Below are 18,675 nucleotides of genomic sequence, written 5' to 3'. Positions count from 1 at the left end.
GGCAGCACGGCGTCCCGGCCCCGGCCGGGACGCCGTCCGCGTATCCGGCACCCGCGATGGCGCGAGACCCCGTCGATCGGCCCGGGGCACCACCTCAGCGACCCAGATCACCCTGCTCCTGGCTACAGTGCGGGTAAAGATGCGGGTAGTCTCGAACGGACTGCATAAGTTACCGCTTAGTAATGTCCCTCGCAGCAGGCCCGAGGAGCCCCGAAATGCAACTCGCCGCGATCATCGTGTCGCTGGTTCTGATCGTGGTCGGCGTGGCCCTGTTCGCCCGCGCCCTCCTACAGCTCTACCGCTTCATGCGGCTCGGTCAGAACGTGCCCGCGGGCACGCGCACGGACGAACCCTTCCAACGAACCCTCACCGTGGTCAGGGAGTTCCTCGGCCACACCCGGATGAACCGCTGGGGCGTCGTCGGTGTCGCGCACTGGTTCGTGGCGGTGGGCTTCTACACACTGGTGCTGACGATCGTCAACGCCATCGGCCAGCTCTTCCAGGCCGACTGGCTCCTGCCGATCCTCGGCGACTGGGCTCCGTACAACGTCTTCGTCGAGTTCATCGGCACGACGACGACGCTCGGCATCCTCGCCCTGATCGTGATCCGGCAGCTGAGCAAGCCGAACAAGCCGGGCCGCAAGTCCCGCTTCGCCGGCTCGAACTTCGGCCAGGCGTACTTCGTCGAGGCCGTCATCCTCATCATCGGCGTCTGCATCTTCATGCTGCACGCGCTTGAGGGCGCCCAGCACCACGTGGGCGGCTACGAGGCGTCGTTCTTCATCTCGTACCCGGTGGTGTCGTGGCTGAGGGGCATGAACCTCTCCACGCTCCAGAACCTCACCTACTTCTTCGCGTGCCTGAAGATCTCCACCTCCTTCATCTGGATGATCACGGTCTCCCTGAAGACGGACATGGGTGTGGCCTGGCACCGCTTCCTGGGCTTCCCGAACATCTGGTTCAAGCGGAACGCCAAGGGCGAGACCGCGCTCGGCGCGCTGCTGCCGATGTCGAGCGGCGGCAAGCCGATCGACTTCACCGACCCGGGCGAGGACGACGTCTTCGGTGTCTCGCAGGTCGAGCAGTTCTCGTGGAAGGGCCTGCTGGACTTCTCCACCTGCACCGAGTGCGGCCGCTGCCAGTCGCAGTGCCCGGCCTGGAACACCGGCAAGCCGCTGTCCCCGAAGCTGCTGATCATGTCGCTGCGCGACAACGCGCACGCCAAGGCGCCCTACCTGCTCACCGGCGGCGGCAAGACCGTGGAGGGCGAGGAGAAGGCGTCCGAGGAGCAGCTCAAGGACGTCCCCGCCGCCGCCCTCGCGGAGGCCGAGCGCCCGCTGATCGGCACCGCCGAGGAGAACGGCGTCATCGACCCGGACGTCCTGTGGTCCTGCACCACCTGCGGCGCCTGCGTCGAGCAGTGCCCGGTGGACATCGAGCACATCGACCACATCGTCGACATGCGCCGCTACCAGGTGATGATCGAGTCCGCGTTCCCGTCCGAGGCGGGCACGATGCTCAAGAACCTGGAGAAGAAGGGCAACCCCTGGGGCCTGGCCAAGAAGCAGCGCCTGGAGTGGACCAAGGAGGTCGACTTCGAGGTGCCGGTCGTCGGCCAGGACATCGAGGACCTCACCGAGGTCGAGTACCTGTACTGGGTCGGCTGCGCCGGCGCCCTGGAGGACCGGGCCAAGAAGACCACCAAGGCGTTCGCCGAGCTGCTCCACATCGCGGGCGTCAAGTTCGCGATCATGGGCGGCGACGAGAAGTGCACCGGTGACTCCGCCCGCCGCCTCGGCAACGAGCCCCTGTTCCAGGAGCTCGGCATGGAGAACGTCATGGCTCTGAACATGGCGTTCGGCGAGGAGATGGACGACGACGGCAAGGTGACGGAGGAGTCCCGCAAGCCCAGGTCGGCCAAGAAGATCGTCGCGACCTGCCCGCACTGCCTCAACACGATCGGCAACGAGTACCCGCAGCTCGGCGGCGACTACGAGGTCATCCACCACACCCAGCTCCTCCAGCACCTGGTGGACGAGGGCAAGCTGATCCCGGTCACCCCGGTCGAGGGCATCATCACCTACCACGACCCGTGCTACCTGGGCCGCCACAACAAGATCTACACGCCGCCGCGCGAGATCATCGGCAAGGTCCCGGGCCTGCGCAACGAGGAGATGCACCGCCACAAGGAGCGCGGCTTCTGCTGCGGCGCCGGCGGCGCCCGGATGTGGATGGAGGAGCGGATCGGCAAGCGCATCAACAACGAGCGCGTCGACGAGGCCCTCTCCCTGAACCCGGACATCGTCTCCACCGCCTGCCCGTTCTGCCTCGTCATGCTGACCGACTCGGTCAACGGCAAGAAGAACGACGGCAAGGCCAAGGAGTCCATCCAGGTCGTGGACGTCGCCCAGCTGCTCCTCGACTCCGTCAGGACGCCGATCGACCCGGCGGGCGAGGCGCAGACGGAGAACGAGCCGGAGCCGGAGCCCGTGAAGTAGGCCAGTGCCGCCAGTGTTCTGGCACGCCGAAGGGGCCGGGGTCGCAGAGCGCGATCCCGGCCCCTTCGGCGTGTACCGGCGGGATACGTGTACGCCGTAGGTGTGCCGGTCCCAGCGCGGGCGGCACGTCGCCCCTCCCCTCACTTTCCGCCGTGTGACGATGACGGCCCGTCATGAACGTGCACCGGTGCCCGCCTCGGCGGTGGCCAGGGCCTGGAACGCAGTGAGGCTGAATGGTGACTGCCCGGCGTCGCACCACCGGTCACGACCCCCGCGCCCGGCGTATCCGGGTGATGAGGGTCATCGCGAGAATGAACGTGGGCGGCCCGGCCCTCCAGGTCTCCACGCTGATGCGCGGGCTCGACGAGGAACTGTTCGACCACCGGCTGTACGCCGGACATGTCGGCCCGGACGAGGCCGACTACGTCGACCAGCGGGCCCCTGACGTACGGGTACGGCGGGTCCCCACCCTCGGCCGCGCCGTGCGGCCCACCGACGATCTGCGGGCACTGGCCGAGCTGACCACGGCCATGCGCGCGTTCCGGCCGCACATCGTGCACACGCACACCGCCAAGGCAGGGGCGCTGGGACGCGCCGCGGCCAAACTCGCCCGGGTGCCCTCGTGCGTGCACACCTTCCACGGCCACCTTCTCCAGGGCTACTTCTCACCGGCCAAGACCCGGATCCTCGTCCAGGCCGAGCGGAGCCTGGCGGCCGTCACCGACCGGCTGGTGGCGGTCGGGGGTGCCGTCCGCGACGACCTGCTCGCCGCCGGCATCGGCCGGCCACGGCAGTACGCCGTGATCCCGCCCGGCACCACCTCCGCCGTGCCTCCCCCGCGGTCCGAGGCACGCGCACGACTCGGGCTCCCGCAGGACGGCCCCGTCGTCGCCTACGTAGGACGGCTGACGAGGATCAAACGGCCGGACAGGTTCCTGACGGTGGCCCGCGAGGTACGCCGGGCGGTTCCGGACGCGCGGTTCCTGGTGTGCGGAGACGGTGACCTCCACGGTGAGCTCGCGGGGGCGGGCGATCTGCGCGAGTCACTGCATCTGCTGGGCTGGCGCCCCGACGTGGAGACCGTGTACGCCGCCGCGGATCTGGTGCTGCTCACCTCGGACAACGAGGGCATGCCGGTCAGCCTCATCGAGGCCGGCCTAGCAGGACTGCCGACCGTGGCGACCAACGTCGGCAGCGTGGCCGAAGTGGTCCAGGACGGCCGCACCGGCCTGCTGGCCCCACCCGACGCCGGTGAACTCACCCGGCACACCGTCGAACTGCTCCGCGACGCCCCGCTCCGCCACCGCCTGGGACAGCAGGCGCGCACCTACACCGCGGCGCGGTTCGGGGCCGAGCGCCTGGTCCGGGACACCCACGACCTCTACGCCTCCATCGCTGTCGCACGCGGCTGGTGGCCCTCACCAGCCCAACCGAAAGGTGTGAACCGTTGAACGTCGTAGTGACCGGAGGCGCCGGCTTCATCGGAGCCAACCTGTGCCGCGAGCTCGCTTCCCGCCCCGGGGTCGGCGAGGTCCTGGTCCTGGACGACCTGAGCACCGGCTCGGCGGCCAACCTCGCGGGCACGGGCGCGGAACTGGTCGAGGGCAGCATCCTCGACCGCACCCTGCTGGAGGACGTGGTGGCCGGGGCCGACGCCGTGGTCCACCTGGCCGCACGCCCGTCCGTGCCGCGCTCCCTGGCGGATCCGTTCGCCAGCCACGAGGTCAACGCGACCGGCACCGTACGGGTTCTGGAAGCGTGCCGCCGCAGGGGCACGCATCTGGTCGCCGCGTCCTCGTCCTCGGTGTACGGCGCGGTCACCGACCTGCCCAAGCACGAGGACCTGCCGACCCGGCCGCTGAGCCCCTACGCCGCCAGCAAGCTCGCCACCGAGGCCTACACACTGGCCTACGGGCCGGCCTTCGGCCTCCCGGCCCTCGTCTTCCGCTTCTTCAACGTCTACGGGCCGCTGCAGCCCGCGGGGCACGCGTACGCCGCGGTCGTCCCCTCGTTCATCGACGCGGCGCTGCGCGGGGAGCCGCTGACGGTGTACGGGGACGGCCACCAGACCCGCGACTTCACCTACGTCGGAACGGTCGCGCGCGTGCTCGCCGACGCCGTCGAGCGGAAGGTCACCTGCGCGAGCCCGGTCAACCTGGCCTTCGGCACGCGGGTGAGCGTCCTGGAACTCGCCCACCGGGTCGCCAAGACCATGGAGTCGGCGGTCGAGATCCGCCATGAGGAGCCCCGGCGGGGCGATGTACGGGACTCCCAGGCCGATGACGGGGTGCTGCGCGAGCTGTTCCCGGGGCTGAGGGCGGTTTCGCTGGAGCGGGGGCTGGAGGAGACGGTGCGGTGGTTCCGGGGCGGGGGCGGGGCGGCGTAGCCTGCGGGTCCCTGCCGGGGTGTGCTGCGGGTTTTTGCGCAGTTCCCCGCGCCCCCATCGGGTGCGTACCGGTGCGTCGCCATCTGCCCGTACGTCGTGGGTTTTTGCGCAGTTCCCCGCGCCCCTGGTGGGTGGGTTCCGCGCGTTGTCGCCTGCGGGGGTATGGCGGTTCCTCGCCTGTGCGTGACCGGCCAAGACGCACGGTGCGCCCTATAGGGGCGCGGGGAACTGCGCGAAAAACCACGACACACCCGCACCCGGCAACGCACGAGACACACCCCGACAGGGGCACGGGGAACTGCGTAGGGGCGCGGGGAACTGCGCGAGCAGCACAACGCACCCGCACCCGGCAACACACGACAGGGGCACGGGTATCTGCGTGGGAAGGTGGGTCAGAGGACCTCGACCCGGTCTCCACGGCAGCGGTTGCGCGTGTCGAGGACATAGGCGCCCGCCCGCTCGACGAGTGCGTAGTCGAAGTCGTCGTGGTCGGTCGCGACCACGACCACGTCCGCCGCCCGGACCTCCGCCTCGCAGAGTTCGACGCGTGTGATGTCCGGCGGCACGAGATACGCGTCGGTGTGCGGCTCCGCCACCACCAGCCGGGCGCCGAGCGTGAGCAGTGAGCGGGCGAGGGTGAGGGCCGGGGACTCGCGGATGTCGCCGGTGTTCTTCTTGTAGGCCAGGCCGAGTTGGAGCACCCGGGAGCCATTGACCGGCTTGCCGCGCTCGTTCAGCCCGCGGACGATCCGCCTGACGACATGCGCGGGCATGTGGTCGTTGATCTCGTTGGCCAGGCCGACGAACCGGAGGTCCTGCCGCAGCAGCCTCTTCACCTGCCACGACAGATAGGACGGGTCCACCGGGAGGCAGTGCCCGCCCACCCCGGGACCGGGTCTGAACGGCATGAAGCCGAAGGGCTTGGTACTGGCGGCGTCGACCGCCTCCCAGATGTCGGCACCCAACTGCCGTGACACCATGGCCATTTCGTTGACCAGGGCGATGTTGACATGCCGGAAGGTGTTCTCCAGCAGCTTGGTCAGCTCGGCAGTGCGGCAGGAGCTCACGGGCACGGTGCGCTCCACGATGTCACCGTAGAAGCGCTCGACGTGCCGCAGCGACGCGGAGTCGATCCCGGAGATCACCTTGGGGGTGTTCTCCAGGCGCCACTCGGAGTTGCCCGGGTCGATGCGCTCCGGACTGTAGCCGAGGTGGAAGTCCTCGCCGGCCTTCAGTCCGCTGCCCTCCTCCAGCAGCGGACGCAGCAGGCTCTCGGTGGTCCCGGGATAGGTGGTCGACTCCAGGACCACGGTGGCGCCAGGGGTGAGGTGGGCGGCGATGCTCCGGCCCGCGCACTCCACGAAGCTCAGATCCGGCACGCCCTCGCGCAGCGGGGTCGGCACGGTGATGACGCAGACGTCGAAGCCGACGGTCCGGGCGTAGTCGGTGGTGGCGTGGAGACGGCCGCTGTCGACGGCGGCCATGAGACGTACGTCGTCGATGTCCTCGACGTAGGAGTCACCGGCGCCGAGTCGCTTCACCCGCAACTCGTCCGTGTCCACTCCGACGACGGAATAGCCCGCCTCCACGGCCCGCATGGCCAGGGGAAGGCCCACATACCCCAGGCCTACGACGACCAGCTTTCGTCCGTCCGCGACCACGTCGCTTCTCTGACGCACACTCATCACTCCGTTTTTGTGGGGGGTTTCGGCATATGCCAACCTCCATTGACGCATGTGCGATGGATCCGTTGGAAGCCATCTGGCTGTGTCCGACCGGCATCACCCTGATTCCGTAACCAAACGACGCGCCGAAGAGACGGGCATTGTCTGACGAGGTTTCAGTTTCCGCTATTGATCGCATAGGTGACGTTGGCTCGGCAATGCGGTCGAGCTCTGTGGAACTGAGACACCACGACCCGAACCGGAGTGAAGCCGCACATGGATCGCAGTTGGAATTACCTGGTCACGGGCGGAGCCGGATTCATCGGCTCCCACCTCGTCGACGCGTTGCTGGCAGGCGGACACAGCGTGACGGTGCTCGACGATCTCACCACCGGACGGCAGGAGAACCTCACCCGGGCACAGACGGATCCACGATTCCGCTTCGTTCAGGGATCCATTCTGGATGCCCCGCTCGTCGACGAACTGGTAGCTGAATGCGATAGCGTCATCCATTTGGCCGCCGCCGTAGGGGTCAAGCTCATTATTGAGCAGCCCCTGAAGTCGTTCGTGACAAACACAAAAGGCACCGAGAACGTCATCGAGTGCGCTCAGCGGCATGACCGTAGGATTCTTGTCGCCAGCACTTCGGAAATCTACGGAAAGAATTCCTCGGGGCCGCTCGACGAGACCTCCGACCGTATCCTCGGCAGCCCTTCCGTGGCCCGGTGGTCCTACAGCACCGCCAAGGCGGTGGACGAGATCATGGCCTGCTTCTACCACCAGGAGCGAGGGCTGAGGTCGACCGTCGTCCGGTTCTTCAACACCGTGGGTCCCCGCCAGAGCCCGGCGTACGGAATGGTCATCCCGCGCTTCGCCCGGCAGGCCGTACGGAACGAACCCCTCACGATCCACGCGGACGGCCGTCAGAGGCGCTGCTTCCTGCACGTCGCGGACGCCGTCGCGGCTCTGCTGCTCCTGCTGGAACACCCGGGGGCCGAAGGAGAGACCTTCAACATCGGCGCGGACGACGAGATCAGCATCCGCGAGCTGGCCGACCGGCTCATCACCCGGGCCGGCAGCGTCTCACCGGTGCAGCACCTGTCGTACGCCGAGGCGTACGGGCCGGGCTTCGAGGACATGGAACGACGTGTTCCCGACACCGCCAAGCTGCGCGCCCTGACGGGCTGGCAGCCCCGGCACACACTGGACGACATCCTCGCGGACGCGATCGCGGACGCCCGGGCCGGTCTGCACGCCGATCCGCACGGTGAACCGCACGGCGAACCCCACATCGATGTGCGCGCCGAGACGCCGGCGCGTGTGCCGAGCGCCCCGGAGCAGCGTGTTCCGTCGGTCGTACCGTCGTCCGTCACGCCGACCGTTCCCTCGGCCGCACCGTCCGCCTGCAGGCCCGTCGCCGGGTCCGCGCTGGCGCGCCGGTGAGCGGCGTGAGCGAGGTAATGGCGACGGCGGGCGCGGGCGGCGCGGCCCTGCTGCTCGGACTGCTGCTGACGGAACCGCTCAGACGCTTCGCCCTGCGCCACGGGATCACCGACCGTCCCAGCTCCCGCAAGGCGCACACCCGCCCGACGCCCTACCTCGGCGGGATCGCCATCGCGGTCGCGACCCTCGCGGCGGGCGGCACGGTCGCCGCCGTGGCGGGCGCGTTCGGCCCGGTTCTCGGAGTGCTGCTCGCGGGCGCCGCGGCCATGTGCGTGCTCGGGCTCATCGACGATCTGCGTCCCCTCGGCGCCGGGATCCGGCTGGGCGTGGAGACTGCGACGGCCACGGTGGTGGTCCTCGCCGGGGGGCACCCGGCCGTCTTCGGCGGCGCGACGGACGTGCTGCTCGCCGTCGTATGGATCGTCTTCACCATGAACGCGTTCAACTTCCTGGACAACATGGACGGGGCGGCGTCGTCGCTGTGCGTCGTCATGGGCGGATTCGTGTGCGTGATGGCCCTCATCGACGGTCCGGACGTCCTGGCAGTGCTGATGGCGTCCCTCAGCGGGGCCTGCCTCGGCTTCCTCTTCCACAACAGGCATCCGGCGCGGATCTTCCTCGGCGACGCGGGTTCGCTCTTCCTCGGCTTCACACTGGCCTCCGCGATGGTGGTGCTCCACAGCGGCCAGGAGGGTCTTTCCGGACCGGTCAGCGTTCTCCTCGCCACCCTGGTGCCGACGCTGGACACCACGCTGGTGATGCTCTCCCGCCACCGGGAGTCGAGGCCCCTGCTCCAGGGCGGCACGGACCACATCGCCCACCGGTTGCGCCGCATGGGCATGCCGGTGCGGCAGGTCGTACGGAGCCTGAGCGTGTTCGCGGTGGCGGGCTGCCTGGCGTCGTCGCTGGTGACCCACAGGCTGCTCGCTCCCGGCGCGGCACTCGCCGTGGCCTGCCTGGTGGGCGTCACCGTGGTACGGCTGCTGCTCAAGATCCCCGCCACTTCGGCCACTTCAGCCACTTCAACGACTTCAGCCACTTCAGCCTCGTCGCCGGGCGTCAGGGTCCCGGCCGCTCCGGCACCCGCCGCGGTCTCCCCGGTCACGCTCCAGCTGAGGCCGCGTGGCTGGTCCGGGCGCCGGGGCGGACCGTCCCGGCCGACCGCGGTGCCGCACTCACGGGCGGCGCGCACGGCGCCCGCGCCCTCGCCGCCCGCCGCCCCTTGAAAGTCCGCTCGAGGGAGCCTCGGAAACACGTGCCGGAGCCCTCACCGGAGCCCCTACCGGATCCCTTACCGGTTCTGTTCCCGGATCCCCTAGGGGATGTCACAGCTCGGCAGCAAAGCCGGGCCCGTTGCCCCGGGCCCGGTACGCCGTCTTCCGGGACCAGGTACGTTCGAAGACGTGGCTGGATTCAGGATCGGACGCGGTCGTGACAACCGCGCCCCTCAAGCGCGACCGCAACACCCCCCGTACGGACAGCAGGCATCGCAGCGCTCGCCGTACGGCTACCCCTCCGCGCCGCCGCGGCAGCAGCACGGCGGAGCACAGCCCGCCGGCGGTCCAGGACCGTACGGCGGCCGGCCCCAGTGGCGTGCGCCACAGGGCCAGGGGGAGCCGGAGTACTTCGGCGACGGCGGCCAGGGCCACCCCGGGACGGCGGATCCGTACGCGGCGAACAACCCGGGCCACACGCAGGCATTCTCCGTCGGCGAGGACCCCTACAGCGCGGGTGAGACCTACCGCGCGGGTCAGGCGTCCGCGCCGCCGGTCGGCCCCCGGCTGCACTGGAAGGCCCTGCTGCGGGGCATCGTGACGGCTCCGGCCCAGACCTTCCTCCAGATGCGGGACTACACGATGTGGGCCCCGGCTCTCATCGTGACCTTCCTCTACGGCCTGCTCGCGGTCTTCGGCTTCGACGGCGCGCGGAAGGACGCGATCAACGCCACCCTGTCGAACGCGATCCCGATCGTCCTGACGACGGCCGTGGCCATGGTGCTCAGCTCCTTCGTGCTGGGCGTGGTCACGCACACCCTCGCCCGTCAGCTCGGCGGCGACGGGGCCTGGCAGCCCACGGTCGGCCTGTCCATGCTGATCATGGCCATCACGGACGCGCCGCGTCTGTTCGTCGCGATGTTCGCCGGCGGCGACGCTTCCTTCGTCCAGGTTCTGGGCTGGGCGACCTGGATCGGGGCGGGCGCGCTGCTCACCCTGATGGTGTCCAAGTCCCACGATCTGCCCTGGCCGCGGGCGCTGGCGGCATCGGCGATCCAGCTGATCGCGATCCTGTCGATCGTGAAGCTCGGCACGTTCTAGCCCACTCGCAGATACCCGGCACGGTGCTCTGTGCCGGAGCGTGCCCGACAACTGCGCCTCAACTCAGCACCAGCTCAGCACCTCCCGCAGGGTCAGCACTGTACGGGTCGGCGGTGGGGGCGGAAACGAGCGTTTCTGCCCCCACCTTTCATTCCGCCGCGGCTCAGGGGCAGTTGCAGCCGGGGCGTGCGCGCCACGCGGTTGAGGCGGGCGGTTCTACCACTTCGGGTACTCGTACTTGTCGTGTTTGTTCTTCTCTCAGCAGCTATTGCTGGGCTTGATGGTGGTGGGGTCGGTGGCGGTATGGGTGGTGGGGTCTCCGCCTCCGGTCACGGTGGCGGTATCGGTTCCCTGGGCCGGGGCTCCGCACTGCACGTAGACCTTGAGGAAGATGGGCGGGTAGCTGCTTCCGGCGGGCAGGACGTCACTGCGGGTGCAGGTGAGGGTGGCGAGGGTGCAGGTCCATCCGGGACCGCTGATGGCGGTGGCGGTCAGTCCCGCAGGGAGGGTGTCGTGCGCGGTGATGGTGGTGCCGTCGGTGGGTGCGGGGCCGCTGTTGCCGACGATGATCATGTACGTGCCGTGCTTGCCCTCTTTGAAGTTGCCCGGGTGGGTCTTCGTGATCGTCAGGGCGGGGGAGGAAGAGGCACACAAGGCGGCGGGGTTGCTCGTCGTTGCCTGGTTGGCGGTCCAGGTGTTCGCCGTCCCGGCTGTGCCGCTACCGGTGGTGAGATCCTCGCAGTCGAAGTGGCCGCTGCCCTGTAGCACGTTGGTGGTGACCAGGTTGCCGCTGTTGCCGCTCGTGTCCTGGATGAGGACGCCGTCGTTCGCGCTGTTGGTCACGGTGTTGTTCGAGATCGTGGAATCGGACAGCGAGCCGGGGTCTACGATGATGCCGTTTTGCGTGGAGTCGCTGATGGTGTTGTCGCTGATCGTCACGTGGTCGCTGCCCACCGAGAAGGTTCCCACTTCCACGCCGCCAGTACTTGTCTGGATGGTGTTGCGCAGGACCTGCAGCCCGTGGTTGTCGTCGGCGACGAAGATCGAGGGGAAGGCGCTGTCGACGGCCGTGTTGTCGCTCACCACGCTGTTTGTCGAGTGAAAGATGCTCAGCAGCCCGGCGTCCTGGTGCGAGACATTGTGGTTGATGTTGACCTGCACCGTGTTCTGGAACCTGTCGAGGGTGATCGCACCGTTCTGGTGCTGGAAGAACGCGTTGTTGTCGATCACCGCGTTGGCGATGCCCTGGTCGGAGTAGACACCGTTCCCGGATGCAGGCTGGGCAGGGAAGCCCGTGTTGTTCAGGCGGATGCAGTTGCTCGCGACCTCGGACTGCGTCACGCCGCTCGTGTTGAAGTACACCCCCGCCGGGTTGTTCTGGATCACGTTGTTCGTGACCAGGTACCCGGAGTGCTGGACGGACGTGTTGACGCCGTAGCCGCCGAAGGTCGACCCCGCATTGTTCTGGATCGTGAAACCCTGAAGGTGGATGTTGTCCGCGCCGAGGTTCACGATCCCGTTCCCGATCGGGGTCGTGGCCTGGATGATCGAGTCGACGGTCGGGTCGGGCGCCACGAAAACATCGCAGTTCGCCGGGAGCGTGGTCTGGCCCACCAGCGTCAGATCCGACGTGTTGACGCTGACGATCTCGTTGTAGGTGCCGGGGCAGACCTGAATGGTGTCCCCGGGCGAGGCGGCGTTGACCGCGGCTTGGATCGTCGTGAAAGTCGCCGTGGGGCACTGCACCCCGTCATCGTCCACGATCAGCGTGGACGCTCTCGGTCGGCCGGTCGTGGCCGAGAACGCGGGGAACGCCGAGAGCACTGTGAGCACTGCCACGAGCACCGGCACAACGGCACGACGCATCTTCATCTTCACCTGCTTGTCCAGATGGATGGCCGACAACGGCGGACGCGACAACAGAGCTCCCCCACGCCGCGCACAGCGCCTGGTGACCTTGCATCGGTATCGCTGTCCGCTTGCACTGTGTGATCACACAAAGGAGAGGGACAAGCAGACTCGCCGGTACGGGCAGACGCGATGACCAGTACGGCGGTACCGCCTGGGCGCGCGCGAAGGAGGAAGGCGAGGGATGGCGCGGACCACAGCCGCGGACCGATCACTCAGTCGAGGAGCTACGGCTTCCCGCAGGACAAGCCGCCACAGGGCTGCGGCAAGGGTGAAGGTGATGACCACTCACCACAGGCCCTAGGCGATGCAGAGGAAGGGAATGCTTGCAACGCCGACAGCAAGGCAGGCGAGTCAGCACTGACTCAGCACAGGGACCATGATCAGCGGTAATCAACGCCAATCACCGGCAAGATCGAACTGCGAGGACGCATGGCCTCATCAGCGTGTTTGCCAAGGTCAGACCCTAGATGCTAAGCAGCCAGCCCAAAGTACTCGACGTTCACGAGGTGGATGTTCTTGCAGTCGAGGGCGTAGGCCAGCCCGCCGGCCACGAACACACCACCGCGCGCGACGCTGAGAACGATGTCGGGCCGGTACCCGTCGTCGGCGATCGCCTGGGCCAGCTCGCGCACGGCGAGCCCGAACTCCTCGTACGAGAGGTTCTCCCGGCCGTCCGTCGCCTCTGCCATGTCCGCCTCGCCTGCCTTGCCCGGCTCGCCTGTCATGCCCGTCCGGCCCCGCTCACACCTGGGTCCGGTGGAAGTTGACGAAGGAGCGGGAGGCGGTCGGACCGCGCTGCCCCTGGTAGCGCGAGCCGTACCGCTCGCTGCCGTACGGGAACTCGGCCGGCGAGCTGAGGCGGAACATGCACAGCTGCCCGATCTTCATCCCCGGCCAGAGCTTGATCGGGAGCGTGGCGAGGTTGGACAGCTCGAGCGTCACATGCCCGGAGAAGCCGGGGTCGATGAACCCGGCGGTGGAGTGGGTGACGAGCCCGAGCCGCCCGAGGGAACTCTTGCCCTCGAGGCGCGAGGCGAGATCGTCGGGGAGGGTGATCACCTCGTACGTGCTGGCGAGCACGAACTCACCAGGGTGCAGGATGAACGGCTCATCGCCTTCCGGCTCCACGAGCCGGGTGAGGTCGGCCTGCTCGATGGAGGGGTCGATGTGGGGGTACTTGTGGTTCTCGAACACCCGGAAGTAGCGGTCGAGGCGCACGTCGATACTCGAGGGCTGCACCATGCTCGGTTCGAACGGGTCGATCACGACCCGCCCCTTGTCGATCTCGGTCCGGATGTCCATGTCTGAGAGAAGCACGTCCCGAGAATACGCAAGGCGCGCGGAGCCGCCACAATCGTGACGTCCCCGCGCGCCCGTACGCTAGCGCTTCTCCAGAGCCACCGGCACCGCACTGCGCAGCCGGGCGCAGCGCGGACACCGGACGAGCCGGCCGGGACCGAGGCGCCCGGCCTGCTGCATCGGGAACGAAGCGGTGCTGAACACGTGCCCTTCGGCACAACGGACGACGGTGCGCTCCATCAAGTCCTCTGAGTCCCTTCCCCAAGAGCCTTCGTCTCACTGGCGTGACGGCGACGAAAGCCACATTACGGGATGAAAGGGACGGCCCTCCAGGCGGCACTCCGACCGCCCGCGGCCCCTCTCCAACACCCCCACCGTACGCCCCAACTCCGGCCCGCCGCAGCCCTGTCCACACCCCCGAACGACGGCGGGCCCCGCGGCTTCGACACCGGGGGCCCGACATGAGGTAGAGTGAGCGAGCACTACGACACCGATGATCATCGGCGTCTTACGCGGGTGTAGTTTAATGGTAGAACATCAGCTTCCCAAGCTGAGAGCGCGAGTTCGATTCTCGTCACCCGCTCCAATGGGAAACCCCAGGTCGGCGACCTGGGGTTTTGTTTTTGGTCATCTCTTGGGGGGCGTGACTTCTGGCATGGCGGAACGAAGCGGCCGGGCCCGTGGCGCAGGATCGGGAGAGCCGCAGCAAGGAGGCCGACCGTACTCCGCGTGGTGCACACAGGCGACCGGCTTACCCCACAGGGAGGGTTCAGCCGGTGAAGGCGGCCGTGCCGTTCGGGACGCCGAGACCGGACGGCCCGTCGTAGCCGGTGGCGCCGGTGCACAGGTACGAGCCGCCGCAGCTGCCGTTCGAGCCACTGGTGACGTCGTACAGCGCCGAGGTGTGCGCGTACGGGAAGGACGCCGGGTAGGAACCGGAGGACGGGACACCGGCCAACGCGTAGACCGCCGCGATCAGCGGGGAGGAGGCGCTTGTGCCGCCGAAGACCATCCAGCCGCTGCCCTGGCCGTAGGTGTCGTACACCGCGACACCGGTGTTCGGGTCGGCGACGGCCGAGACGTCCGCGACCGTGCGGTTCGCGCAGCCGGAGTCCTTCTGCCAGCTGGGCTTGGCGTCGTACTTGGAGCAGCCGGAGCCCGCCCCGCTCCACACGGTGTCGGTCCAGCCCCGGGAGTTCGAGGCGGTCTTCAGGGACGTACCACCCACCGCCGTCACGTACTTGGAGGCCGCCGGGTACTCGACACCGTAGCCACCGTCACCGGAGGAGACGGTGATGGCGACGCCCGGGTGGTTGAAGTACGTGGAGTCGTACGACGCGTCACTGGAGGACTCGGAGCCGCCGTAGCTGTTGGAGACGAACTTCGCGCCCAGCCTGACGGCGGTGTTCACGGCCGTGCCCAGGTTGGTCATGCTGGAGGAACTCGCCTCCACCAGCAGGATCTTGCAGTTCGGGCAGGCCGCACTGACCATGTCGAGGTCGAGCGAGATCTCCTCGGCCCAGCCGGAGTTGCCGCGCGGGTATTTGGTGCCGCCGTTCTGGTCCACCTTCTGGAAGCATCCGTTGGCCGTCGTGCAGGCGGACAAACCGTACTGGGAGCGGTAGACGGCGAGGTCGGACTCGGCGCTGGGGTCGTTGTAGGCGTCGACGATCGCCACGGTCTGGCCCGAACCACCGCTCGCGGAGGGCAGGTCGTAGGCCGACTGGAGCGAGGCGGGACCGTAGCCGGAGGGTGCGGCGGCGGCCGTCAGAGCGCTCTCGGCGTGCGCCGAGGCCGGGGTGCCCGCGGTGACCTGAAGGGCGTTGCAGGCCATCACGTCCTTCTTCGTCGGGACCGCGCAGGCGCGGGCGGCGGAGACGCCGTGGGACGAGGGGGCGGTGGCCTCGGCCGCCTGGCCGACGGGGGCGGCCAGGGCGAGGGCGGCCGTGGCAAGTGTGGTCACGGCGGTGAGGGAAACGGTTCTGCGCAACGTACGTCCTCCACGTGGTGGGTGTACCGGGAAGGGCTGTGGGGGGTGCGCGGTACGACCGTGGCGCGGGGTACGCACCAGGGCCGCGCAGAACATACGGATGTCGAGACCACGTCAACAAGATGAGGTTGAAGCGGGAAGCATTCCTTTGCCGTTCCTGTGCAGCACATATGCCGTTTCCCAATAAAACATGGCCAAAATTCGACCCTCCCGTGGGTTGACAGAGCTGCATCGATCCAGCGTCAACGGCACTTGTGCGGGCGGCATTTGGGACCGGACGTCGGAAGGCCCGGCCTGGGGGCGGCCGTGGGCGTCGCTCGCCTGCCGGGCCGGCCTGCGTGCTTGGTGGGGGCCGGGGTGGGAGAGGCGGAGGGGACGCCGGGCTCGTCGGTGCCGCGGCCGAGCGACGTGGGGGTGGGGAAGGGGAGGTCGGGCAGGCCGGTCAGGGCGTCGTGCATGTACCGGGTCCAGATCTCGGTCGGGATGTCGCCGCCGAACACCTTCTGAAGGCCGCCGACGCCCACCAAGGACTGGAGCTGGGGATGGGCAGGATCTTCCTTGAAGAGGACGACGGAGGTGGCGAGCTGGCGGGTGTAGCCGATGAACCATGCCGACCGGTAGTCGTCGGTGGTCCCGGTCTTGCCCGCCGCGATCCGGCCGAGGGCCTCGGCTTTGGTGCCGGTGCCCCGGGTGATGACGCCACGCAGAACGTCGGTCACGTTGTCGGCGACTGGCGCCGGCAGGGCGCGTACGGGGGCGGGTGCGGTGAAGCCGGGCCGTATCGCCCCGTCGTGGGTCACCCTGACCACCGAGTACGGCGTGACCTGCGTCCCGGACGCGGCGAACGTCGCGTAGGCGCCCGCCATGCGGATGGCGCTCGGGGTCGAGGTGCCGATGTAGAAGCCGGCGCTGGGCGCTGCAAGGCTCCCGGAGCGCAGGCCCATCGCCTTCGCCGTCCGGGAGACGTCGGTGTAGCCGACGTCCTCGCCCAGCTGCACGTACGGCGTGTTGACCGACTGCTCCATCGCCGTGCGCAGGGAGATGTACCCCCACCGGTTAGTGGTGTCGTTGTGCTGGTGGAGGAGGCCGGTCGGGTCCTTGTCGTCGGTGACGTAGGTGCCCTGCCGGTCCTTGATCCGTATGCCGTCGTCCCCGTCGAACCTGCTCGCCGGGGTGACGGGTGCCGGGGACGTGCCGGGCTTCAGGACGGCCCCGTACTGGAGCGCGGAGGCGAGGACGACCGGTTTGAAGGTCGAGCCCACCGGGACGCCGGAGGTGTCGGCGTTGTCCGCGTAGTGGTCCCGCTCGTAGCCGGGACCGCCGTAGAGGGCCAGGATCCGGCCGGTGGCCGGGTCCACCGAGGCGGCGCCGGTCTGGACATCCCGGTCGGCCGCCCGGTGGGCGGGGTCGAGGCGCTGCGCACGTACTTTCGCGACGGCACTGGCCAGTTGCCCCGTCTTCGTGCGGTCGAAGGTGGTGTGGATCTGGTAGCCGCCCCGGCTCAGGCTGCTGTCGGTGATGCCGGGGTCGTGCTGCTGGACGTACGACCGGGCCACCTGGACCAGATAGCCGGCCTGGCCGGTGAGACCCGAGCCGGGGGTCCATTTCCTGGGCGCCGGGAAACCGGCCGCCGCGTACTGGGCACGCTGCTGCTCCGTCAGCCTCCCGGTCTCCACCATGCGGTCGAGCACCCAGGACCAGCGGGCCTGGGCCTGCGTCCGCGCCCCGGCGGCGGAGTCGGCGTACTGGAAGAGGCTCGGCTCGTTGACGGCGGCGGCGAGAAAGGCGCCCTGGCTCACGGTCAGCTTCTCGACCGGAAGGTCGTAGTACACACGCGCGGCGGCCTCGATGCCGTTCGCCTGCCGGCCGAAGTAGCAGGTGTTCAGATAGCCCTGGAGGATCCGCTGCTTGCTCATGCTCGCGCCGATCTTGGCGGAGATCAGCAGCTCCTTGAGCTTGCGGGAGATCGTCTGCGACTGGTCGAGGTAGGTGTTCTTGACGAACTGCTGGGTGATCGTCGAACCGGACTGGACGGAGCCTCCCCCGGCCATGTGCACGACGGCGCGCGCGATGCCCTGCGGGTCGATGCCCGGGTCGGAGTAGAAAGAGGCGTTCTCGGCGGCGATGAAGTCGCCCTGTACGCCCACCGGGACCCTCGACAGGGAGATGTTCTCCCGGTTGACACTGCCGTCGGTCGCCAGGACCGTGCCGTCTGACCAGTAGTAGACGTTGTTCTGGAGCAGCGTCGAGGGGTTGGGGTCGGGGATGGTGACCGTGGCGTAGGCGTACCCGATGGCCGCGGTCGTCGCACCGACGCAGAACAGCAGCGACGCCAGCACCTGGCGCCACGAGGGCAGCCAGCGGCGCGCGCCCGCGCGGCCCTTTCTCGGGTAATCGATCCAGCGTCTGCGCGATGCGGTGCGGCTCACGCTGCGACGAACCCGCGCCCGCCTGCCGGAGATGGTGCGCTGCGGCGGCCTGCGCCGGGTACCGCTCATGGGATCGGATCACTCTCCTTTCAGTACCAATGGGTGGTATCGCGGGGTGCGTGCTGTGGAGGGACCGCGTACGGCCAGGGCTGCGGATGGTCCTGGTACGGCCAGGGGCCCGGGTGGGACTCGTACGGTCCGGGCTGCGGGGCGGTCGCGTACGGTCCGGGGGCAGCCGCGTACGGTTCCGGCTGCGCGGCGCCTTCGAAGGGTTCCGGTTCCGGCTGTGCGGGTGCCGTGATGCGGCCCTCCCCGGAAGGCTCCGCTCCCGCCGGTGCCCGCAGGCTGCCGTAGCGCTCCATGCGCTGCCAGCGAAGGCGTGATCCGGACACAGCGGTGAAGACGGACTGGACCACCACCAGGTACATGAGCTGCCGGTATACGAACTGCTGCAACGGCAGGCTCCACAGCGGGCCGGGGCGTTCGCCGTCCAGGCGGAACGCGTACAGGCCCATGCCGAGTTGCAGAAGAAGGAAGGCGAGCCACAGGGCGGTGATCCGGGCCGGGTCCAGGAAGACCAGGCCGTACAGGGCGAAGACGTCCACGACCGGCGCGAGCAGGGGCAGCAGTACCTGGAAGAGGAGGAGGTAGACCAGGCCGCGGCGGCCCAGCTTGCCGGCGGCACCGCGCTGCACCAGCGCGCCGCGGTGCTTCCACATCGCCTGCAGGGTGCCGTAGCA

General features: G+C 68.8%; 11 protein-coding genes, 1 tRNA gene and 2 pseudogenes. 7 read left to right on the top strand and 7 right to left on the bottom strand.

Features of this window, described 5'->3' with window-relative positions:
* Positions 1-215 precede the first annotated feature (215 nt).
* The 3 genes from ABZ845_RS24130 (at position 216) to ABZ845_RS24120 (ending at position 4,884) form a co-directional block, all read left to right on the top strand.
* On the top strand, positions 216-2,498 hold the full coding sequence (locus ABZ845_RS24130; RefSeq protein WP_360982983.1) for a (Fe-S)-binding protein: 2,283 nt from the start codon (positions 216-218) through the stop codon (positions 2,496-2,498).
* A gap of 233 nt (positions 2,499-2,731) precedes the next feature.
* Positions 2,732-3,949 (top strand): glycosyltransferase, encoded by a 1,218-nt coding sequence (locus tag ABZ845_RS24125; RefSeq protein WP_360982981.1) that lies wholly within the window; start codon positions 2,732-2,734, stop codon positions 3,947-3,949.
* A complete protein-coding gene (locus tag ABZ845_RS24120; protein WP_360982979.1) occupies positions 3,946-4,884 on the top strand; it encodes an NAD-dependent epimerase/dehydratase family protein in 939 nt (312 codons plus the stop codon). Before ABZ845_RS24125 ends, ABZ845_RS24120 begins: the two co-directional genes overlap by 4 nt.
* Positions 4,885-5,276: 392 nt before the next feature.
* Here ABZ845_RS24120 and ABZ845_RS24115 read toward each other — a convergent pair whose 3' ends face one another.
* Entirely contained in the window at positions 5,277-6,563 is a 1,287-nt protein-coding gene (locus tag ABZ845_RS24115; RefSeq protein WP_360982977.1) for a nucleotide sugar dehydrogenase, read from the bottom strand.
* A 261-nt stretch (positions 6,564-6,824) separates the two neighbouring features.
* Here ABZ845_RS24115 and ABZ845_RS24110 point away from each other — a divergent pair, with 261 nt between their 5' ends.
* From ABZ845_RS24110 to ABZ845_RS24100, 3 genes are all read left to right on the top strand, one after another.
* Positions 6,825-7,991, top strand: coding sequence for an NAD-dependent epimerase/dehydratase family protein (locus ABZ845_RS24110; RefSeq protein WP_360982975.1), 1,167 nt, complete (start codon positions 6,825-6,827; stop codon positions 7,989-7,991).
* A gap of 5 nt (positions 7,992-7,996) precedes the next feature.
* Positions 7,997-9,217, top strand: coding sequence for an MraY family glycosyltransferase (locus tag ABZ845_RS24105; RefSeq protein ID WP_360982973.1), 1,221 nt, complete (start codon positions 7,997-7,999; stop codon positions 9,215-9,217).
* Between the two features lie 96 nt (positions 9,218-9,313).
* Entirely contained in the window at positions 9,314-10,306 is a 993-nt protein-coding gene (locus tag ABZ845_RS24100) for a Yip1 family protein (RefSeq protein ID WP_360982971.1), read from the top strand.
* Positions 10,307-10,564: 258 nt separating this feature from the next.
* Here the strand turns inward: ABZ845_RS24100 and ABZ845_RS24095 are convergent, their stop codons facing one another.
* The 3 genes and pseudogenes from ABZ845_RS24095 to dcd form a co-directional block, all read right to left on the bottom strand.
* Positions 10,565-12,226, bottom strand: a complete 1,662-nt coding sequence (locus ABZ845_RS24095) for a right-handed parallel beta-helix repeat-containing protein (protein ID WP_360982969.1) — start codon at positions 12,224-12,226, stop codon at positions 10,565-10,567.
* Positions 12,227-12,702: 476 nt separating this feature from the next.
* Positions 12,703-12,906 (bottom strand): annotated as a pseudogene (locus ABZ845_RS24090) (phosphoribosyltransferase family protein); the annotation flags it as partial.
* Between the two features lie 52 nt (positions 12,907-12,958).
* Complete coding sequence (gene dcd / locus ABZ845_RS24085) at positions 12,959-13,534, bottom strand: dCTP deaminase (RefSeq protein WP_360982967.1); 576 nt, start codon at positions 13,532-13,534, stop codon at positions 12,959-12,961.
* 494 nt (positions 13,535-14,028) lie between these two features.
* On the opposite strand from dcd, the gene ABZ845_RS24080 reads away from it, so the two are divergent.
* A tRNA-Gly gene (locus ABZ845_RS24080) sits at positions 14,029-14,102 on the top strand.
* Positions 14,103-14,285: 183 nt separating this feature from the next.
* On the opposite strand, the gene ABZ845_RS24075 is transcribed toward ABZ845_RS24080, so the two are convergent.
* The 3 genes and pseudogenes from ABZ845_RS24075 to ABZ845_RS24065 form a co-directional block, all read right to left on the bottom strand.
* Entirely contained in the window at positions 14,286-15,479 is a 1,194-nt protein-coding gene (locus ABZ845_RS24075; protein WP_360982965.1) for a S53 family peptidase, read from the bottom strand.
* 269 nt (positions 15,480-15,748) lie between these two features.
* Entirely contained in the window at positions 15,749-18,004 is a 2,256-nt protein-coding gene (locus tag ABZ845_RS24070) for a transglycosylase domain-containing protein (protein WP_360982963.1), read from the bottom strand.
* Between the two features lie 20 nt (positions 18,005-18,024).
* A pseudogene (locus ABZ845_RS24065) lies at positions 18,025-18,675 on the bottom strand (bi-functional transferase/deacetylase); the annotation flags it as partial.

The organism is Streptomyces sp. NPDC047022, from assembly GCF_040644155.1.
Taxonomy (GTDB): domain Bacteria; phylum Actinomycetota; class Actinomycetes; order Streptomycetales; family Streptomycetaceae; genus Streptomyces.
This window is presented reverse-complemented; position numbering and strand designations above follow the sequence as displayed.

What these genes read in the sequence shown, in the direction of transcription:
- ABZ845_RS24100 (WP_360982971.1), top strand. Translation starts at nt 9,314, where the DNA reads ATGTCACAGCTCGGCAGCAAAGCCGGGCCCGTTGCCCCGGGCCCGGTA.
- ABZ845_RS24070 (WP_360982963.1), bottom strand. Translation starts at nt 18,004, where the DNA reads ATGAGCGGTACCCGGCGCAGGCCGCCGCAGCGCACCATCTCCGGCAGG.
- ABZ845_RS24130 (WP_360982983.1), top strand. Translation starts at nt 216, where the DNA reads ATGCAACTCGCCGCGATCATCGTGTCGCTGGTTCTGATCGTGGTCGGC.
- ABZ845_RS24125 (WP_360982981.1), top strand. Translation starts at nt 2,732, where the DNA reads ATGGTGACTGCCCGGCGTCGCACCACCGGTCACGACCCCCGCGCCCGG.
- ABZ845_RS24110 (WP_360982975.1), top strand. Translation starts at nt 6,825, where the DNA reads ATGGATCGCAGTTGGAATTACCTGGTCACGGGCGGAGCCGGATTCATC.